Source organism: Bradyrhizobium sp. Ken64, from assembly GCF_055807555.1.
Genome location: NZ_JBVVPA010000025.1, coordinates 57,772 through 75,911, shown reverse-complemented (window position 1 = coordinate 75,911; position 18,140 = coordinate 57,772). Strand labels below are relative to the sequence as shown.

Genomic DNA, 18,140 nt, shown 5'->3' with positions numbered 1-18,140 from the left:
GCAGCGCAGCGTCCCTTCGACGGTGCGCTGCAGAGCCGGGGCCCATGTCTCCGCATTGTACCGTGTCGCCCCTGGGTTCCGGCTCTGCGCAGCAACGCCATAAGCGCGTTTACGCGCGTCTTCGACACGCTATGCGCGTTGCAGCGCGTCCGGGACACGAGCCTAGCCTCCAAGTATCCGCCGGCAAGCGTCGACGAACACTTCCGCGCCGGTGACGATATCGGCGTCAGCGGTGTTCTCGGTCCAGTGATGGCTGATGCCGCCGATCGACGGCACGAACAGCATGCCCGCGGGCATGATTGTCGCCAGCATCTGCGCGTCGTGGCCGGCGCCGCTGGGCATGCGGATCGACCGTCCGCCGGCCAGCGCCTTGCTCGCGGCTTCGATCGCGTCCTGGATGCCCGCGTTCATCATGGCCGGCGCGCCGGTGCGCAGTTTGTCCACGGTGACGGTGCAGGGACCGTTCGCGCTGACCTCGTTCGCCATCGTGCGCAGCAACTCCTCCAGCCGCGCGATGACCGATGGATCATCGTCACGGATCTGCAACAGCATCTCGGCACCACCCGGAATGATGCTCGGCGCGCCCGGATCGAGCGTGATGCGGCCGGTGGTCCAGACCGTGCGCGGGCCGCAGCTATCGGGGAAACACTGGTCGATTGCGACGCAGAACTTTGCCAGCGCCAGCCCGGCATCCCTCCGTGCAGCCATGCGGGTGGTGCCGGCGTGATTCTGCTCACCGACGAAATTGATCTGGTACTGCCAGATGCCGACGATGGAGGTGACGACGCCGATCGCGAGGCGGCCGCTTTCGAGCGTGTCGCCCTGCTCGATATGCGCTTCCAGATATCCGACATGCCGGCCCGGCTCCGCGGTGATGCGCGGTCGTCCTGCGAGCCCCATGTCGGCGAGTGCGTCCCGCATGGTGCGGCCGCTGGTACGGTCGCATGCGGCATCGATGTCGGCCTCGGTCACTTGCCCGACATAGGAGCGCGACCCGAGGAAGTGCCCAAAGTGTCCTTCCTCGTCGCACCAGGCGGCAATTTCGATCGCGCCTTTGAGCGAGGGATCGCCGTTGAGCACGCGGGCCGCTTCGAGCGCGTAGACGACACCGAGCGGACCGTCGAGCCAGCCGGCGTAGTTCTGGCTTTCGAGATGCGATCCCGCGAGCAGCTTGGGTCCCGGCTTTACGCTGGTGCCGAAGACGTTGCCGATGCCGTCGATCGCGGCGGTGAGGCCCGCGTCGGGCAGATTCTGCACCAGCCAATCCAGCGAAAGCTTGTGCGGCTCGGAGAAGGTCGGCTTGTGTACGCCGGTCTTGTAGGCGCCGATGGCACGGAGCGCATTGAGATCGGCGAGAACGCGCATCCCGTTTGCGCGTGAAAAAGTGTCAGGCATGCTCGGCAACCTTCAACGCCTCGGTGCGGATCTCCTCGACCAGCCGTTCCTTCAACTGGACGAATTCGGGCGTGGTCTTGATCCTGTAGGACCGCGGATGCGGCAGGTCCACGTTGATCTCGGCCTTGATGCGGCCGGGACGCGCGCTCATGACGATGACGCGGCTGCCGAGGAAGATCGCTTCCTCGATGTCGTGGGTCACGAACAGCACGGTCTTCTGGTCGCGCTCCCAGATCCCGAGCAGCATCTCCTGCATCAGGGCGCGGGTCTGGTTGTCGAGCGCGCCGAACGGCTCGTCGAGCAGCAGGATCTTGGGGTCATTGGCGAGCGCGCGTGCGATCGCGGTGCGCTGCTGCATGCCGCCGGAGAGCTGCTTTGGCCAATGGTTCTCGAAGCCGGACAGGCCGACCTGGCGGATGAAGGCATCGGCGATCTTGTTGCGCTCCACCTCGGGCGCGCCGCGCTCGCGCAGGCCGAAGGCGATGTTCTCGCGCACGGTCAGCCAGGGAAACAGCGTGTAGGACTGGAACACCATGCCGCGGTCGGCGCCGGGGCCGGTCACCTCGCGTCCATCGAGCACCACGCGTCCGCCGGTCGGGCGATCGAGGCCGGCGACGATGCGAAGCAGCGTGGACTTGCCGCAGCCGGAAGGGCCGAGAATGGTGACGAAGTCGTTGTTGCCGATCACGAGATCGGTTGGCTCCAGCGCCTTGGTCGGGGCGTTGCCGTGGCGCGCTGGAAAGGTTCGCGAGACCTGTTCGATCTTGAGGATCGTCATGCGAGCCTCCAGGGAAACAGCCACGCGTTGAACGCCTTGAACAGGAAGTCCGAGACCAGGCCGATCAGCCCGATCACGATGATGCCGAAGATGATCTGGCCGGTGTTGAGCAGCGCCTGGCTGTCCGTGATCATGTGGCCGATGCCGGAGGAGGAGCCGATCAGTTCGGCGACGATGACATAGGTCCAGGCCCAGCCCAGCACCAGCCGCAGGATTTCCGCGATCTCCGGCGCGGAAGAGGGCAACAGCACGCGGCGGATGATGCCGCGGTCGCTGGCCCCGAGCGTATAGGCCGCCTCGACCAGGTCGCGCCGCGTCGTGCCGACGGTGACCGCGATCATCAGGATGATCTGGAACACCGAGCCGATGAAGATGACGAGCAGCTTCTGCAGTTCGCCGATGCCGGCCCACAGGATCAGGAGGGGAATGAAGGCGGAGGCCGGCAGATAGCGCGCAAAGGAGACGAACGGTTCGAGGAACGCCTCGACCGGCTTGTAGGCGCCCATCAGCACGCCGAACGGCACGGCGATGAGTGCGGCCAGCACGAAGCCGCCGACGACGCGCCAGATCGTCATGCCGACGTCGAACAGGAAGCCCTGTTTGATGATCAGATCGACGCCTTCCTGCACCATGGTCAGCGGGTTGGCGAGGAACACTTTCGACACGTGGCCGCCGAAGGTCGCCCAGGACCAGAGGGCAACGAACACCACGAAGAACGCAAGGCCGTAAGCCACGCGCTGCCTTGACGTCACGGGATCGAGGGGACGCATCAAACTGTCTATCCGGGCGGTGAACAAGTTTGCCGGCCCCGCCGCGAGACGGGGCCGGCGGCTCCTGGGAGATTTACTTGATGTAGCTGGCGTCGAAGAGATCCTCGACCTTCGGCGCGGCCTTGATGATGCCGATCTCCAGCAGGAGGTCGGCGGCCTCCTTGTTGAAGGTCAGGAAATCGCCGGCGAAGAATTTCTGGTTGGCGGCCTTGTCCTGCCAACGCAGATACTTCGCCGAGTTGCCGAACGCCTCGCCGCTCTGCTTCACGTCGGCGCCCATGATCTCGTAGGCTTTGGCCTGGTCCTTGGCGATCATGTCGAGCGCCTCGAAATAGCTGTCGGCGAGCGCCTTGGCGGCCTTCGGGTTCTCGGTGAGGAATTTCGGCGTGCAGCCGAACGTGTCCATGACCATCGGATAGTCGAGCGTGGTCGCGATGATCTTGCCCTTGTCGGGTGCGGCACGAACCGTCGACAGATACGGCTCATAGGTCATCGCGGCATCGTTCTGGCCGGAGACGAAGGCCTGCGCCGCCGCGGCCGGCTCGAGGTTCACGACGGTGACGTCCTTCACCGACAGGCCGTTCTTCTTGAGCATCCAGGCCAGCGCGAAATAGGGCGAGGTGCCGGGCGCGGAAGCCGCAACCGTCTTGCCCTTCAGATCCTTGATCGCGGCGAGATCGTTGCGCACGGCCATGCCGTCGGCGCCGTAGCTCTTGTCGAGCTGGAAGATCTGCTTGGTCGCGACGCCGTTGGCGTTCCAGGAGATCCAGGTCTCCACGGTCGTTGCCGCGCACTGGACGTCGCCAGACGCGATTGCCAGATGGCGATCCTTCTGCGGAATCTTCTTGATGGTGACGTCGAGGCCGTTCTTCTTGAAGATGCCGGCCTCCTTCGCCAGCGTCAGCGGCGCGAAGCCGGTCCATCCGGAGATGCCGACGCCGACCTTGACGTCGTCGGCGAGCACGGGGGTGGAGACCGTAAGCGCAATGACTGCCGCAAATACTTTCGAACTACGCATGATTGTCGTCCTCTTGCCGATCGATGGATTGACGTCCTGTTGATCTTGGTCGGTCCTCGTGGACCGCTGCCCGAAACGTTGCACGATTTGTGCCGACATCGTCCTCTCAGCCTCCCTTGAATCGGGCGACAAGGCGGTGAGAGTCACCGGGATAGAGCAGCCGCACCGCGGTGATCGTGCGCGCGCTGCGCCAGGTATAGCGGTCGATCACGAGGCAGGGCGCGCCGACGGCGATGTCGAGCGCTTCGGCCGTGCGATCGTCCGCAACGATAGCGCTGATCGTATGCTCGGCCTCTGTCCATGGCACATGGTGAAGCAGCCACGAGCCGGGCGGTTCACGCGAAAAATCCGCGGTCGCCGCATCCGGCACCGACGCGAGATCGATCAGCCTGTCCTCGACGGCGAAAGGCACGTCGTCGGCGCTGTGGCGGCAGGTGATCGCGACCACCTTGCCGGCCTTCTTGACACCGAGGCGGTCACGGTCGGCCGCGGTCGCGGCGCGGAGCTTGCGGCCGATCAGCTCGTAGCCGTAAGCACGCCCGAGCGCGGTGATCTCGGCGCGCATGTCGGCGATCTTGAGCACGGCAGACTGATGTTGCGGCCGGCGCACGAAGGAGCCGGCACGTCGCCGCCGCTCGATCAGGTCGGCTTGCGCGAGCTCCGACAGCGCCTTGTTCACGGTCATGCGCGAGCAGCCGTAACGCGCGACCAGTTCGTGCTCGAACGGGATGCGATGCCCGGGGGGCCACTCGCCGGTCAGAATGCGCTTCTCGATATCGGCGCGAATCCGTTTGTAGAGCGTCGGCTTGTCGCCGGCATCTGTGGCGAGACTCATGCAACGAGCCTCCGTACCGATGCGTTGAAGCGTTCGCGCGCGGCTTGGCGCAGTCTGTGCCGGCCGCCTTCGACGACCTTGTCGCCGCCGGCCCAGACGCAATCGATCCCGCCGCTGCCCGCGGCAAAGATCCAGCCGTCGATGACGGCGTCGTGCGCGCGCCCCGCCAGCGAGGGATGCGTGATGTCGAGCGTGACGATGTCGGCGCGCGCCCCTGACGTGAGACCGACTGACGTCTGTGCCAGTGCCCGCGAACCGCCTGCAAGCGCATGATCGAACAGGGCGCGCCCCGTCGAGCGGCCTGCGCCGGCAGAGAGCACGTTGCGTTCACGATGCTTGAGCCGTTGGCCATATTCGAGCTGGCGCAGCTCGTCGGCGACGCCGACCAGCACATTGGAATCCGTGCCGACGCCAAAGGCACCGCCGGCACCGACGAATTCGCGAGCCGGAAAAATGCCGTCGCCCAGGCTTGCCTCGGTGACGGGGCAGAGGCCGGCGATCGCACCGGTCTTGGCGAAGCCGCGGACTTCCTCGTCCGTGGTGTGGGTGGCGTGAATGAGGCACCAGCGTCGGTCGACCGGCGCGTGCTCCAGCAGCCATTGCACTGGACGCTGTCCAGACCACGCCAGGCAATCCTCGATTTCCTTCACCTGCTCGGCGGCATGAATGTGGATCGGGCCGCCGTCCGCGAGCGGAATGATCGCTCCAAGTTCGTCCGGCGCCACCGCGCGCAAGCTGTGCGGCGCGATGCCAATGTTGGCATCCGGCAATGTTGCGATCGCCTTGCGCGAGGCCGCCATCAGCGCGGAAAATTGGTCTACGCTACAGATGAAGCGGCGCTGTCCGGCACGCGGTGCTGCGCCCCCAAACGAGCCATGCGCATAAAAACTCGGCAGCAGCGTGAGCGCAATACCCGAGGCTTCGGCGGCCTGCGCGATGCGTGCGGCCATTTCGGCGAGATCGGCGTAGGGCGAGCCGTCTCGATCATGATGCAGATAATGGAATTCGCCGACGCGGGTAAAACCCTGCTCCAGCATCTCGACATAAAGCAATGTCGCGACCGCTGCGACGTCGTCAGGCGTCATCGCCAGCGCGAAGCGGTACATCGTCTCGCGCCAGGTCCAGAAGGTGTCGGCACTATCGCCGCGCAGCTCCGCGAGACCCGCCATGCCGCGCTGGAAGGCGTGGCTGTGCAGGCTCGCAAGTCCCGGAAGCGCAAGGCCGTGGCGTTCGTCGCCGGAGGTCGGCGCCACGCCCGGCGTCACCTCGGCGATCGCGCCGCCGGTGATCACCACCTGCACGTCATTGGCCCAGCCCGAGGGCAGGAGCGCGGAGGCGAAATGCAGTCGTGTCATGTTTCCATGCCGGCTGGACAGAACCGCGACACGATTATATGTCTAGACATATAAGTCAAGCATCCCAGGGCGCAGGGGCATCCGCGAAGGGACAGTTGCATGGCAGAGCGCTTCGACCGGATCTGGCATAACGCCCGGCTCGCCACGATGCGGGCCGACGGTCCCGATCTCGGCGAGATCGAGCACGGCGTGATCGCCGCGCGCGGCGGCCGTATCGTCTATGCGGGTGCGCAGACCGATTTTCCGGCGAGTGCCGATGCAGCCGACCGGATCGATTGCGAGGGGCGCTGGATCACGCCCGGTCTCGTCGATTCTCACACTCATCTGGTCTATGGCGGTAACCGCGCCCAGGAATTCGAGCTGCGCCTGAAGGGCGCGAGCTACGAGGAGATCGCGCGCGCCGGCGGCGGCATCGTCTCGACGGTGGCCGCGACGCGCAAGGCAAGCGAGGCCGAACTCATAGCAAGCGCGCTGCCGCGGCTGGATGCGCTGATTGCCGAGGGTGCCACCACGGTCGAGATCAAGTCAGGCTACGGCTTGGACACCGAGACCGAGATGCGGCAGCTGGCCGCCGCCCGAAGCCTCGGCCGGCAGCGGCCGGTCGCGATCCGCACATCCTTCCTCGGCGCGCATGCGCTGCCGATCGAAGCCGATGGCGACAAGGATCGCTACATCGATCTCGTCTGCAGGGAGATGTTGCCGGCGGTCGCAAGGGCCGGCCTCGCCGATGCCGTCGATGCCTTCATGGAGGGGATCGCATTTTCCGGCGAGCAGACGGCGCGGGTGTTCGAGGCGGCGAGGCGGCTTGGACAGCCGGTCAAACTGCATGCCGACCAGCTCTCGAATCTCGGTGGGGCTGCGCTCGCCGCGAAATTCTCAGCGCAATCAGCCGATCACCTCGAACACGCCGACGAAGCCGGTGCAGCGGCGATGGCGAACGCCGGAACGGTGGCCGTGCTACTGCCCGGCGCCTTCTACTTCATCCGCGAGACGCAAAAACCGCCAGTCGAAACGTTCCGCAAGCACGGCGTCGCCATGGCGCTCGCGACTGACTGCAATCCGGGCAGCTCGCCGCTGACCTCGCTCCTGCTCGCCATGAACATGGGCGCGACGCTGTTCCGGATGAATGTGGCCGAGTGCCTTGCCGGGGTCACCCGCGAAGGCGCGCGTGCGCTCGGCGTGCTCAATGATACCGGCACGTTAGAGGCCGGCAAATGGTGCGACCTCGCGATATGGGACATCGAGCGCCCGGCCGAGCTGGTCTACCGCATCGGCTTCAATCCGCTCCACCGCCGGGTGTGGAGGGGACAATGACGGACCAGCGCGCGCAGATCGTCGTCAAGCCGGGAACGGTCAGCATCGACGATCTCGCGCGCGTGCTCGAAGGGCATTCAGTGCTTCTCGATCCCGTCTTCTGGCCGCGCGTCGACGCGGCCGCGGAGATCGTTGCAGGGGCCGCGCGAGCCGATGCTCCCGTGTACGGGATCAACACCGGCTTCGGGAAACTTGCCTCGAAGCGCATTCCGCCCGACCAGACCGCGCTGCTCCAGCGCAATCTCATCGTCTCGCATTGCTGCGGCGTCGGCCCGGCGACCCCCGAACCGATCGTCCGCCTGATGATGGCGCTGAAGATCATCTCGCTCGGGCGCGGCGCCTCTGGCGTGCGCCGCGAGGTGATCGAGCAGTTGCAGGCCATGCTAGCCCGGCACGTCTCACCGCTGGTGCCGCAGCAAGGTTCGGTTGGCGCTTCCGGCGATCTCGCGCCGCTCGCGCATATGACCGCCGTGATGATCGGCGAAGGGCAGGCCTTCGTCGGCGGCAAGATCGTGTCGGGTAGCGACGCGCTCGCTGCAGCCGGCCTGCCGCCACTGACGCTCGGGCCAAAGGAAGGGCTCGCGCTGATCAACGGCACGCAATTTTCCACCGCCTACGCCGTCTCCGGCGTGCTGCGCGCATTTCGCCTGGCGCGCGCCGCGCTCGTCACCGGCGCGCTGTCGGTCGATGCGGCGATGGCCTCGACGGCGCCGTTCCGCCCCGAAATCCAGGCGTTGCGCGGCCATTCCGGCCAGATCGCGGCTGCGGCAACCCTGATGGCGCTGCTCGAGGGCAGCGACATCCGCCTGTCGCATCTCGAAGGCGACGAGCGCGTGCAGGATCCCTATTGCCTGCGCTGCCAACCGCAGGTCGCTGGCGCGGCGCTCGACCTGATCGTGCAGGCGGCACGGACGCTGATCGTCGAGGCCAATGCCGTCACCGACAATCCGCTCGTCCTGGTCGAGACCGGCGAGATCGTCTCCGGCGGCAATTTCCACGCCGAACCGGTGGCCTTTGCCGCGGATACCATCGCGCTGGCGCTGTCGGAGATCGGCGCGATCAGCGAGCGGCGCATTGCGACGCTGGTCGATCCCGCGCTCAATTTCGGCCTGCCGCCGTTCCTCACTCCCGATCCCGGTATCAATTCTGGCTTCATGATCGCCGAGGTGACGGCGGCCGCGCTCTATGCCGAGAACAAGCAGCGCGCGGCCGCCTGTTCGATCGATTCAACGCCGACCAGTGCCAACCAGGAAGATCATGTCTCGATGGCCGCGCATGCTGCACGGCGCCTGTCTGACATGGCGGAAAATCTCGCCACCATCCTGGGCATCGAGCTGCTGGTCGCCGCCCAGGGCATCACGCTGCGCGCGCCGCATGCAACCAGCGCGCCGCTCGCCGCCGTCATCGCCGCGCTGCGCGAGCAGGTGTCGCCGCTTGGCGCCGATCGCTACATGGCCGGCGATCTCGCCAAGGCTGCCGCGCTGGTCGAAGCCGATGCGCTGCCGGCCGCGGCGCTCGCCGTACTTTCAACTGACCCGTTTCCGACACTTGCCTGACGAGGTGCTCCGCATGAACCGCCGACTGGACAATGACCGCACCATCCGAGCGCCACGCGGCAGCGAAATCAGCGCCAAGAGCTGGTTGACGGAAGCGCCCTTGCGCATGCTCATGAATAATCTCGATCCCGATGTTGCAGAACGTCCGAGCGAGCTCGTCGTCTATGGCGGCATCGGCCGCGCCGCACGTGACTGGGAGAGCTTCGACCGGATCGTTGCTTCGCTGCGCGAGCTCGAGGACGACCAGACGCTGCTGGTCCAGTCCGGCAAGCCGGTCGGCGTGTTCCGCACCCATGCCGACGCGCCGCGCGTCCTGATTGCCAACTCCAACATCGTGCCGCACTGGGCGACGCTCGATCATTTCAACGAGCTCGATCGCAAGGGCCTGATGATGTACGGCCAGATGACGGCGGGTTCCTGGATCTATATCGGCAGCCAGGGCATCGTGCAGGGCACCTACGAGACGTTTGTCGAGATCGGGCGTCGCCACTATGGCGGCAGCCTCGCCGGCAAATGGATTCTGACCGCCGGTCTGGGCGGCATGGGCGGCGCGCAGCCGCTGGCTGCGACCATGGCGGGGGCCTCGATGCTGGCGGTCGAATGCCAGCCGAGCCGTATCGAGATGCGTCTGCGCACCGGTTATCTCGATCGCCAGGCCACAACGCTCGACGAGGCGCTTGCGATCATGGCGGAGGCGGCGAAGACGAAGAAGGCGGTCTCGGTCGGCCTGCTCGGCAATGCCGCGGAGATTTTTCCCGAGCTGGTCCGCCGCGGTGTCAGGCCCGACATCGTCACCGATCAGACCAGCGCGCACGATCCGATCAACGGCTATTTGCCGAAGGGCTGGACGCTCGCCGAGTGGGAAGCCAAGCGCGCCGCCGACCCCAAGGCCGTGGAGCGCGCCTCGAAGATCTCGATGGTCGAGCACGTCCAGGCCATGCTGGATTTCCATGCGCAAGGCATCCCGACGCTCGACTACGGCAACAACATCCGCCAGATGGCGCAGGACATGGGCCTGAAGAATGCCTTCGATTTCCCCGGCTTCGTCCCTGCTTATATCCGTCCCTTGTTCTGCCGCGGCGTCGGGCCGTTCCGCTGGGCCGCGCTGTCGGGCGATCCCGAGGACATCTTCAAGACCGACGCCAAGGTCAAGGAGCTGATGCCTGACGACAAGCACCTGCACAATTGGCTCGACATGGCCAGGGAGCGCATCAAATTCCAGGGCCTGCCGGCGCGGATCTGCTGGGTTGGGCTCGGCGATCGCGATCGCCTGGGCCTTGCCTTCAACGAGATGGTGGCGCGCGGCGAATTGAAGGCACCCATCGTGATCGGCCGCGATCATCTCGACAGCGGCTCGGTGGCGAGCCCTAACCGCGAAACCGAAGCGATGAAGGACGGGTCGGACGCTGTGTCCGACTGGCCCTTGCTCAACGCGCTGCTCAATTGTGCCAGCGGCGCGACCTGGGTGTCGCTGCATCACGGCGGCGGCGTCGGCATCGGCTATTCCCAGCATGCCGGCATGGTGATCGTCGCCGACGGTACGCCGGAAGCGGCGAAGCGCATCGCGCGCGTGCTCTGGAACGATCCTGCCAGCGGCGTCATGCGCCACGCCGACGCGGGCTACGACACCGCGATCGGCTGCGCCCGCGACAAAGGGCTCGACCTGCCGAGCCTGCGCTAGGCGCGACTCAGGCCACGACCCTGGCTCCGGCGCCACTGAGGCGCTGGCGTTCGTTTGCGAGATACTCGTCGATCGCGTCGCCATGCATGGGCTTTGCGAAGTAGTAGCCCTGGATGAAGTCGCATCCCAGCCGGCGCAGGGTGTCGAGCTGAGCGCGGGTCTCGACGCCCTCGGCGACGCAGGCGATCTCCATGTCGTCACAGAGGCCGGTGAGGGACTTGATGATCTTGTGACTTACTGCATTGTCGTTGACGTCGGCGATGAAGCTGCGGTCGATCTTGATCTTGTCGAGCGGCAGCCAGTGCACGTGGCTCAGCGAGGAATAGCCGGTGCCGAAATCGTCCAGCGAAATGCCACAGCCCATCGCCTTCAATGCCGCGATCGACTGCTGCGCGCGTACGAAATCGAATGTAACGGCGGTCTCGGTGATCTCGAAATCGATCCGGTGCGGCGGCAGCCCGCTCTTCTCGACGATGGCGATCAGCGGCAGGACGCCCTCGGGCGAGCAGACGTCGTGGGCGGACAGGTTGAACGAGAGGCGGATGTGGTCGGGCCAGGTCTTGGCCGTCGCGAGCGCGCGCGCCAGCAGCGCTTGCGTCAGCGGCCGGATCAGGCCGATGCGCTCGGCGGCGGGAATGAAGTCGGCCGGCGAAACCAGGCCGAGGCGGGAGCTGCGCCAGCGCGCCAGGACCTCGAAGCCGGCGGTGTGCTCGCTCATGGCGTCTACGATCGGCTGGAACACCAGGTCCATCTCGGTGCTGAAATCGGCGGTGCGCAGCAAATTCTCGATGACGCCGCGGCTGCGGATCTCGGCCTCGAGCTCGATCGAGAAGATCACGGTGCGGCCGCGCAGGTGGCGCTTGGCGTGATAGAGGGAATAGTCGGCGCATTCATAGAGCGCTTCCGCCGTCGTTGCCGATTGCGGGAATAGCGCGAAGCCGATCGAGCAGGACAGTCCGGTATGGGCGGTGTCGAGCTGGTAGGGCAGCTTGACCTGGTCAGCGATGCGTTCGCCAAGCCGCATCAGATCCGCCTCATCGGGGTCGCCGCACACGACGAGGCCGAACTCGTCGCCGCCGAGCCTGGCGAATTCCACCCGCTGCGGGCCGAAGCCCTCGCAGACCTCGCGGATGCGCCGGCCCGCCTCGATCAGAACGCGGTCGCCAACGGAATGGCCGTAATTGTCGTTGACCGGCTTGAAGCCGTCGAGGTCGATGATCCCGACAGCGACGCGAACTTTCCTGCGCTCGGCGTCAGCGAAAGCGCTCGACAGCTCGGCGAAGAAGCGGCGGCGATTCGGCAGCTCTGTCAGAGAATCGAGGTTTGCGAGGCGGAAGTTCTCGTCCGAAAGGGCTTGGGTGGCTGCCTGCTGCGCCAGCAGCGATTTGCGGCTGGCGACGAGGTCGGCGAAGTCGCGATAGTAGATGAACAGCACCGTCACCATCGCACCCGACACGAGCAGATTGTTGACGGCGATCGCCTTCAGTGTGGGCTCGCCGGTGGTCCAGAAAAACAGAACATAGGGCACGTCGACGACCAGCGTCACAATCAGTGCCGCCGAGCGCAGATGCATCAGCGAGAAGATGCAGCCGATCACGGTCACCGCCATGTAGAAGGCAACCTGGCTCTTGGCGAAAGCATCGCCGTAGGGATACAGGGCAAACGACCAGACAGTAAAGCCCGCCGCGATCGGCGCTGCAATCCAGTTGGTGAGACGCAGGTTGCGCAGGATGTCGGCATCGTTGCGGACGACACGGCGCTGGCGCAGCCACCAGAATGTGCGAAAGCCCGTCATCGCGATCAACAGGGCAGGCACGATCATACTGAGCGAGGGCGGTGCCAGCGGCACATAGGTATAAGCCACCGCGATCGTGTTTGTGATCAGGATGAAATAGAGCAGCGGGATCTGTTTGGAGAAGGCGTCGAATTGCGCCCGCATCAGTTCCGGATTGTCGGCCGGCACCCGAAACAGCTCTGCAACGGCAGCTAGATGAGACTTAAAATTGTTGACAGGCATTGCAATACGAGCCCCGGATCCCCTTCGAAACGCCGGCGATCTTGCACGGCGGGGGTAAAGGTGGCGTTAGGTGGATTTCGCCGGAAAAGCGGGGAAGGTTGTACGCTACCGCGAATTTTTCCGGCCGCGTGCATTGGTGAGGCCGCGTTAACGATATGTGGCGGCAAAAACGGATGTATCGACTGCAAAGGACTGCAAAAACCTTGGTGAGGTTCTGCTAACCATCGGTGTCGGCGCAGCATTCTGTCGCATCGCCAATGATGGGGCCGACTTGTTCGCATACCTCTCCCCGGCGAGGAGTCGCCTTCCTTCGCGGTGCGATCGACCTTCGCCGGGAGGGCAAGATTGTCGTGCGGTGGATTTCAGAAGCGTCATATCTATCGCGTTTTGATTGGGCGGTCCTTCACGGCGCGGCCGGCCGGCAAGCGACGCCGTGCGAGGTGCGGCAGCAACGGCCAGATGTCTGGATAATTTCGTGGCAGTGCGCGGAATAACCGTCCCTGTCCGGTTTGAGCATGGCGGCCATAGCTGCAATGCGGCCGGCTGGGGTTTGACCGCGCGTAGGTGGCTCGTCATACTTTGCTCCAAGGCGAGCCAGAAAGACTCGTCAGCACCGGGAGCTGAAATGACCAATTCGTTGTCCGTCCTTGCGGGGACGCTGATTTCCCTCGTCTCCTTCACTTCAATCGCGCTTTCGCAGCCGGCCTGCGTCACCCAGAACATGGTGGTGCCGCCCGGGGCCAACACCGCCGACAAGGCGGGCCCGTTCTTCATCGATACGGCGGGTCTCGATTTCAAGACGGCGCCTCCGACGCGCGATCCGTCCAATCCCAACTATCCGCGCGCCACTGAGCTTCCTGACGGAACGCTGCCGCCACCGGGTGCCGAGGGCAATTTCATCATCGGTCCCACCCACAATCCTGCGCCGGAGACGATCGCGAAGGAGGGCGTGCCGCGTGGGACGACAAAGTCCTTCACGCTGTCGTCGAAGGAGAGCACCATCTACAATCCCGGCCTGATCCGCGATGACGCCGCCGGTTGCACCAATTCCTCGATCATGACCACCGTTACGGCGCCGGATGACAAGTCGCACATGATTGTCACCACCAGCCACCCAGGGATCTGGTCGCGCACCATCGACGTCTATGTGCCGGCGCAATATGTGCGCGGCAGCGAAGCGCCGTTCATCGTGGTCGGCGACGGCGGCTCCAACGCCTACAAGGATCTCGCCGTCACGCTCGACAATCTGATCGCGCAGCACCGCGTGCCGCCGATGATCGCGATCCAGATCGGGAATGGCGGGCAGGACGCGCAAGGCAGTCAGCGTGGCCGCGAATATGACGCGGTGTCAGGCGCCTACGCGCAGTTCGTCGAGCGTGAAGTGCTGCCGCTGGTGGAAAAGAACGCCGACGTCAGGCTGACCAAAAATCCCGATGGACGTGCGACCATGGGGCTGAGTTCGAGCGGCGTGGCAGCCTTCACCATGGCGTGGTTCTATCCCGATCTCTATCACCGCGTCCTGGCGTTCTCGCCGACCATGGTCAACCAGCAATGGCCGCATGACCCGTCGCTGCGCGGCGGCGCCTGGGAATATCACAGCGCATGGACGGGGCCGGCCACACCCAACCTCATCTCCAAGGCCGGCGTGCTCACGCCGGCCGAGCCGCCCGGCGTGCCGCTGATCGTCGCTGCGCCGACCAAGCCGATCCGTTTCTGGTTCTTCGGCGGCGACCAGGACCTGTTCTATCCGAACCCCACCATCCCCGACGGCATGCACGACTGGACCCTCTCCAACGCGCTGATGGCCAAGGTGCTGGCGGAGAAGGGCTACCACTATCAGTTCCTGTTCGTGCGCAACGCCAAGCACGTCGACCGTCCGACGATCGCCCAGACGCTGCCGTCGGCGCTGGAGTGGGTCTGGAAGGGTTATCCGATCCCCTGAGCGCAGGGAATAAAGGGTCAGGCGAGAGCGGCCTGGCGTTCCCGCATCGGTTCGCGGACCCGGTCGTGTTTCCCCGGCTCGGCGAGCCGCGTAAAACTGCGCTGGCTTGCGTGTGCGGGTGCCTCGACAATCACGCCTTCGCAGACGATCTGTCCGCCGAGCATCAGGAATTCCAGCTTGTCGTAGCGCGGCATCGTCTCGCCGGGCGCGGGCGGCAGCAGCCCGACGCTTCCCTGGATGTTCAGCGTGGCATCACCGGCGCCGTGGAGGCGGGGATTCCACATTCTGATCCCGGTCTCCGCCCAACGCTGCCGGATCAGCGCGGCACGGTCGGCGGGTTCTACGATCTTTGCACGAGTCTTCGGCGCGCTGGTGATCTCCGGAGCGGGAGCCTCGAGGGCCGGCTCCGGCACAACATCCGTGACGACGCTGGGCGTGTCGGCGACGACTTCCGCGGCACCGGGGGAGGGATCGCTGTCGATGCTGTCCTCAGGGACATGCTCTGGCGAGATGTCGCGATCGGCGAACGCGATACACGTGTCCTCGAGAATCGAGCGAGTATCCACGTCGACGACGAGAGCGATGGCGTCAACCGGAGCGACCTCGACATCGATAGGAGACGCCTTCTCCGCGACAACGGGCTCAACGTCGTCCATGAGTTCGGAAGATAGACCGCTGTTGACGATGATTTCGGGGACGTCGGCCGACTCGCGCTCGACGTCGATGGTCGTGACCGAAGCTTCCTCCACGACGACCGGCTCGACTTCCGTCGACGTCTCCCGGGATGAATCGTCGCTGCCGCTGATATCGGCTGGCGCTTCCGACGGGCTCTCCGCGATGACAGGGCTGGCACTGTCGTCTTCGGCTGAAGCCGCGACTGCTGCGTCGCAGTTCAACGTATCCGCGCTGATGCTGGTGTCGAGAACCTCCGCGGCTTCTGCAATGTCGGCAACGAGGGCGGGTGAGGCGTCTGCGGTATCAGGCGCGACGTCGATGCCGCCGCCGTGCGGCGCGGGCCGAAGCCGCGTGAACGCCCATTTCACCGCGGGGATGCGGCGCAGCAACGATATCAGTCTCGAAAGCACTGGGAGTTGTCCAAGAGGTACTCGGCTTGAGGCCATCGCTGATTCGCCAGCAATGTAAAAATCCCCGGCTGTCACACTGATGTCAATGTAGGTGGGACCAATTGCAGAACATTCACGCTTTCAGAGCGCACGGCTGCAATTTAGTCGGCGTCACTGTAGTGCCGACGTGACCGTAATCAATGTGCAGCACCGCCAATATGCTTCGTTCGACACCAAGACCTTCGCGTATGACGTCGACAAGCTCTGACGGCACGAAGACTTCTGGAGAGGGGACGATCGCCCCCTCTCCAGAATTTCCGATCGATGCCAGCCTACTTTCCGGAGCCAGCGCCGCCGCCGGCCTGGCTGCCCATGTTATTGGTGTTGCTGCCGCCGGCCGACGGAGTCTGCTTGCCCTTGCTGTCAGCGGCCTCGTTCTGCATGTTCGAGGAGGCGCCGGTCGTCATGCCCTTGGTCGCGGGGCCCCGCGAAGAGGGGCCAACGTCGCCGTGGCCGGATGCGCCTGGGGCGGGTTGTGTCTGCGCAAAGGCGCCGCCGGTCGCCAGCGCCACGATGCACGCGGATGCCAAAATGAACTTCTTCATCTGGTTTCCTCCTGGGTTGACTTGAGGACAACTTGCGCGCGGAGCGGACGTTCCTCACTTAGGAGCGTCGCGAGGATCATGACCAAGCGCGTTGTGGCGCTTGTCGAGGTTCCCTCTACAGCTCTATCGACGGTAGAGTTTGGAACATCCGCCATCTGGTGTAAGGACGAGGCATGAAAAGGATACTGACTCTCGGAGCGGTTCTGCTCTGGTCCACGATCGCACTCGCGCAGGATCGCACCATCACCGTGGCCTCGACGACGTCAACGGAACAGTCGGGGTTGTTCGGTTACTTGCTGCCGCTGTTCTCAAAGGCCGCAGGCATCGACGTGAAAGTCGTGGCCGTCGGCACGGGCCAGGCGCTCGACATCGGGCGGCGCGGTGATGCAGATGTCGTGTTCGTCCATGACAGGCCTGCCGAAGACAAGTTCATGTCCGAAGGCGAGGGCGTGAAGCGCTTCGACGTCATGTACAACGACTTCGTCATTGTCGGGCCGAAGAGCGATCCCGCCAAGATCGCCGGCGGCAAGGATGTGGCCCAGGCGCTGCGCAAGATCGCGGCCGTGAAGGCGCCGTTCATCTCGCGCGGCGACAAATCCGGCACGCACGCGGCCGAGCTGCGGCTGTGGAAGGAGGCCGGCATCGACCCCGGTGCCGCCAAGGACGGCTGGTATCGCGAGATCGGCCAGGGCATGGGCCCGGCATTAAACATGGCCTCGTCGTTGAACGCCTATCTGCTGTCGGACCGCGGCACCTGGTTGTCATTCAAGAACCGCGGCGAGCTCGCCGTCCTGACCGAAGGCGACAAGCGGCTGTTCAACCAGTACGGCGTCATGCTGGTGAATCCAGCCAAGCATGCGAACGTGAAGGCGCGGGACGGGCAGGCCTTCATCGACTGGCTGATCTCTTCAAAGGGGCAGGAGGCCATCGCCGGCTACAGGGTCGGCGGCGAGCAGCTATTTTTCCCCAACGCGTCCCACTAGCAGGAAGGCGACGGTCGACACTGCGACGCTGAGTGCGAGCAGGATCAGCCCGAGCCCGAGCGCCAGCGGCAGGTCGCCCTTGCTGGTTTCCAGTGCGATCGCCGTGGTCATCGTGCGGGTGAAGCCGCGGATGTTGCCGCCGACGATGAGGATGGCGCCGACCTCGGCGATCGCGCGCCCAAAGGCTGCGAGAAAGGCCGTCAGCAGCGAGGTCCGGCCCAGCGCGAACAGCAAGCCGATGCTGCGTAGCGTTGACAGCCCGTCGATCCGCGCCAGGTCGCCATACTCCGCCCACAGCAGGCTTGCCGGCCGGTGCACCAGTGCCACCACGATCGGTGTTGCGAGCAGCGCCTGCGCGATCACCATGGCCGTCGGCGTGAACAACAGGCCGGCCGCCCCGAACGGGCCGGAGCGCGACAGCAGAAGATAAAGCGCTAGCCCGACCACGACCGGCGGAAGACCAAGCAAGGCATTGGTCAGGACGATGATGACCTGCCGCCCGCGGAACCGGGTGATCGCAAGCAGGGCTCCGAACGGCGCCCCGATCAGAAGCGCCAGGATGCTGGCGGTCAGGCTGACGCGCACCGACAGTCCGACGATGCCCAGAAGCTCTGCATCGGCCTCGCCGATCAGCGTGAATGCGGCGCCGACGGATCGCGCGAAGTCGTTCATCCGCGCCTGAGCTTCGGCGCCCGCCACAATGTTTCGGGTGCGTCGATTTCTGGACTGCGGAGGTGAGTCACGTTTATTTCCCTGAGGGGATCGTCGTGCAATGCAGGCGGCGGAGCGGTTTGGTAGCCCGAATTTGACCGGAAATCAAAGCCTCG

The 18,140-nt window shown here is 65.1% G+C and carries 15 protein-coding genes; 5 read left to right on the top strand and 10 right to left on the bottom strand.

Translation table 11 applies throughout. The features are described 5' to 3' along the window. Positions 1-162 precede the first annotated feature (162 nt). The 6 genes from AC0L2F_RS30450 to AC0L2F_RS30425 form a co-directional block, all read right to left on the bottom strand. The gene (locus AC0L2F_RS30450; RefSeq protein ID WP_473250909.1) at positions 163-1,395 is read right to left on the bottom strand and encodes a hydantoinase/carbamoylase family amidase; all 1,233 of its coding nucleotides are present in this window, start codon (positions 1,393-1,395) and stop codon (positions 163-165) included. Then, positions 1,388-2,173: an ABC transporter ATP-binding protein gene (locus AC0L2F_RS30445; RefSeq protein ID WP_473250908.1), complete on the bottom strand. Its 786-nt coding sequence runs from the start codon at positions 2,171-2,173 to the stop codon at positions 1,388-1,390. The genes AC0L2F_RS30450 and AC0L2F_RS30445 overlap by 8 nt, the downstream gene beginning before the upstream one ends. Beyond that, positions 2,170-2,943 carry an ABC transporter permease gene (locus AC0L2F_RS30440; RefSeq protein ID WP_473250914.1) on the bottom strand — a complete coding sequence of 258 codons (774 nt, stop codon included), beginning with the start codon at positions 2,941-2,943 and terminating at the stop codon, positions 2,170-2,172. Before AC0L2F_RS30440 ends, AC0L2F_RS30445 begins: the two co-directional genes overlap by 4 nt. A 73-nt stretch (positions 2,944-3,016) precedes the next feature. After that, on the bottom strand, positions 3,017-3,961 hold the full coding sequence (locus AC0L2F_RS30435) for an ABC transporter substrate-binding protein (protein ID WP_473250907.1): 945 nt from the start codon (positions 3,959-3,961) through the stop codon (positions 3,017-3,019). Positions 3,962-4,067: 106 nt separating this feature from the next. Continuing rightward, positions 4,068-4,796, bottom strand: coding sequence for a histidine utilization repressor (gene hutC, locus AC0L2F_RS30430; protein WP_473250906.1), 729 nt, complete (start codon positions 4,794-4,796; stop codon positions 4,068-4,070). Then, the gene (locus AC0L2F_RS30425) at positions 4,793-6,151 is read right to left on the bottom strand and encodes a formimidoylglutamate deiminase (protein ID WP_473250905.1); all 1,359 of its coding nucleotides are present in this window, start codon (positions 6,149-6,151) and stop codon (positions 4,793-4,795) included. Before AC0L2F_RS30425 ends, hutC begins: the two co-directional genes overlap by 4 nt. Positions 6,152-6,250: 99 nt before the next feature. Here AC0L2F_RS30425 and hutI point away from each other — a divergent pair, with 99 nt between their 5' ends. The 3 genes from hutI to hutU are packed head-to-tail and all read left to right on the top strand — an operon-like array spanning position 6,251 to position 10,702. After that, complete coding sequence (gene hutI, locus AC0L2F_RS30420; RefSeq protein ID WP_473250904.1) at positions 6,251-7,465, top strand: imidazolonepropionase; 1,215 nt, start codon at positions 6,251-6,253, stop codon at positions 7,463-7,465. After that, positions 7,462-9,021, top strand: a complete 1,560-nt coding sequence (gene hutH, locus AC0L2F_RS30415) for a histidine ammonia-lyase (protein WP_473250903.1) — start codon at positions 7,462-7,464, stop codon at positions 9,019-9,021. The genes hutI and hutH overlap by 4 nt, the downstream gene beginning before the upstream one ends. Before the next feature lie 13 nt (positions 9,022-9,034). Continuing rightward, positions 9,035-10,702 carry a urocanate hydratase gene (gene hutU / locus AC0L2F_RS30410; protein WP_007613005.1) on the top strand — a complete coding sequence of 556 codons (1,668 nt, stop codon included), beginning with the start codon at positions 9,035-9,037 and terminating at the stop codon, positions 10,700-10,702. Between the two features lie 7 nt (positions 10,703-10,709). On the opposite strand, the gene AC0L2F_RS30405 is transcribed toward hutU, so the two are convergent. Continuing rightward, complete coding sequence (locus AC0L2F_RS30405; protein ID WP_473250902.1) at positions 10,710-12,719, bottom strand: putative bifunctional diguanylate cyclase/phosphodiesterase; 2,010 nt, start codon at positions 12,717-12,719, stop codon at positions 10,710-10,712. A 625-nt stretch (positions 12,720-13,344) separates the two neighbouring features. On the opposite strand from AC0L2F_RS30405, the gene AC0L2F_RS30400 reads away from it, so the two are divergent. Then, entirely contained in the window at positions 13,345-14,661 is a 1,317-nt protein-coding gene (locus tag AC0L2F_RS30400) for an alpha/beta hydrolase (RefSeq protein WP_473250901.1), read from the top strand. 17 nt (positions 14,662-14,678) lie between these two features. Here AC0L2F_RS30400 and AC0L2F_RS30395 read toward each other — a convergent pair whose 3' ends face one another. Both AC0L2F_RS30395 and AC0L2F_RS30390 read right to left on the bottom strand, forming a co-directional pair. Further along, on the bottom strand, positions 14,679-15,746 hold the full coding sequence (locus AC0L2F_RS30395; protein WP_473250913.1) for a hypothetical protein: 1,068 nt from the start codon (positions 15,744-15,746) through the stop codon (positions 14,679-14,681). A 311-nt stretch (positions 15,747-16,057) separates the two neighbouring features. Continuing rightward, a complete protein-coding gene (locus AC0L2F_RS30390) occupies positions 16,058-16,330 on the bottom strand; it encodes a hypothetical protein (protein WP_007613000.1) in 273 nt (90 codons plus the stop codon). A gap of 173 nt (positions 16,331-16,503) precedes the next feature. Here AC0L2F_RS30390 and AC0L2F_RS30385 point away from each other — a divergent pair, with 173 nt between their 5' ends. Next, positions 16,504-17,313 carry an ABC transporter substrate-binding protein gene (locus tag AC0L2F_RS30385; RefSeq protein WP_473250900.1) on the top strand — a complete coding sequence of 270 codons (810 nt, stop codon included), beginning with the start codon at positions 16,504-16,506 and terminating at the stop codon, positions 17,311-17,313. On the opposite strand, the gene AC0L2F_RS30380 is transcribed toward AC0L2F_RS30385, so the two are convergent. Further along, positions 17,287-17,985, bottom strand: a complete 699-nt coding sequence (locus AC0L2F_RS30380; protein ID WP_473250899.1) for an ABC transporter permease — start codon at positions 17,983-17,985, stop codon at positions 17,287-17,289. The genes AC0L2F_RS30385 and AC0L2F_RS30380 overlap by 27 nt on opposite strands. Positions 17,986-18,140: the final 155 nt, after the last annotated feature.

Coding starts and splice junctions, on each gene's coding strand:
- AC0L2F_RS30385 (WP_473250900.1), top strand. CDS start 16,504: ATGAAAAGGATACTGACTCTCGGAGCGGTTCTGCTCTGGTCCACGATC.
- AC0L2F_RS30390 (WP_007613000.1), bottom strand. CDS start 16,330: ATGAAGAAGTTCATTTTGGCATCCGCGTGCATCGTGGCGCTGGCGACC.
- AC0L2F_RS30425 (WP_473250905.1), bottom strand. CDS start 6,151: ATGACACGACTGCATTTCGCCTCCGCGCTCCTGCCCTCGGGCTGGGCC.
- hutI (WP_473250904.1), top strand. CDS start 6,251: ATGGCAGAGCGCTTCGACCGGATCTGGCATAACGCCCGGCTCGCCACG.
- AC0L2F_RS30450 (WP_473250909.1), bottom strand. CDS start 1,395: ATGCCTGACACTTTTTCACGCGCAAACGGGATGCGCGTTCTCGCCGAT.
- AC0L2F_RS30400 (WP_473250901.1), top strand. CDS start 13,345: ATGACCAATTCGTTGTCCGTCCTTGCGGGGACGCTGATTTCCCTCGTC.
- AC0L2F_RS30405 (WP_473250902.1), bottom strand. CDS start 12,719: ATGCCTGTCAACAATTTTAAGTCTCATCTAGCTGCCGTTGCAGAGCTG.
- AC0L2F_RS30445 (WP_473250908.1), bottom strand. CDS start 2,173: ATGACGATCCTCAAGATCGAACAGGTCTCGCGAACCTTTCCAGCGCGC.
- hutC (WP_473250906.1), bottom strand. CDS start 4,796: ATGAGTCTCGCCACAGATGCCGGCGACAAGCCGACGCTCTACAAACGG.
- hutH (WP_473250903.1), top strand. CDS start 7,462: ATGACGGACCAGCGCGCGCAGATCGTCGTCAAGCCGGGAACGGTCAGC.
- AC0L2F_RS30380 (WP_473250899.1), bottom strand. CDS start 17,985: ATGAACGACTTCGCGCGATCCGTCGGCGCCGCATTCACGCTGATCGGC.
- AC0L2F_RS30440 (WP_473250914.1), bottom strand. CDS start 2,943: ATGCGTCCCCTCGATCCCGTGACGTCAAGGCAGCGCGTGGCTTACGGC.
- hutU (WP_007613005.1), top strand. CDS start 9,035: ATGAACCGCCGACTGGACAATGACCGCACCATCCGAGCGCCACGCGGC.
- AC0L2F_RS30435 (WP_473250907.1), bottom strand. CDS start 3,961: ATGCGTAGTTCGAAAGTATTTGCGGCAGTCATTGCGCTTACGGTCTCC.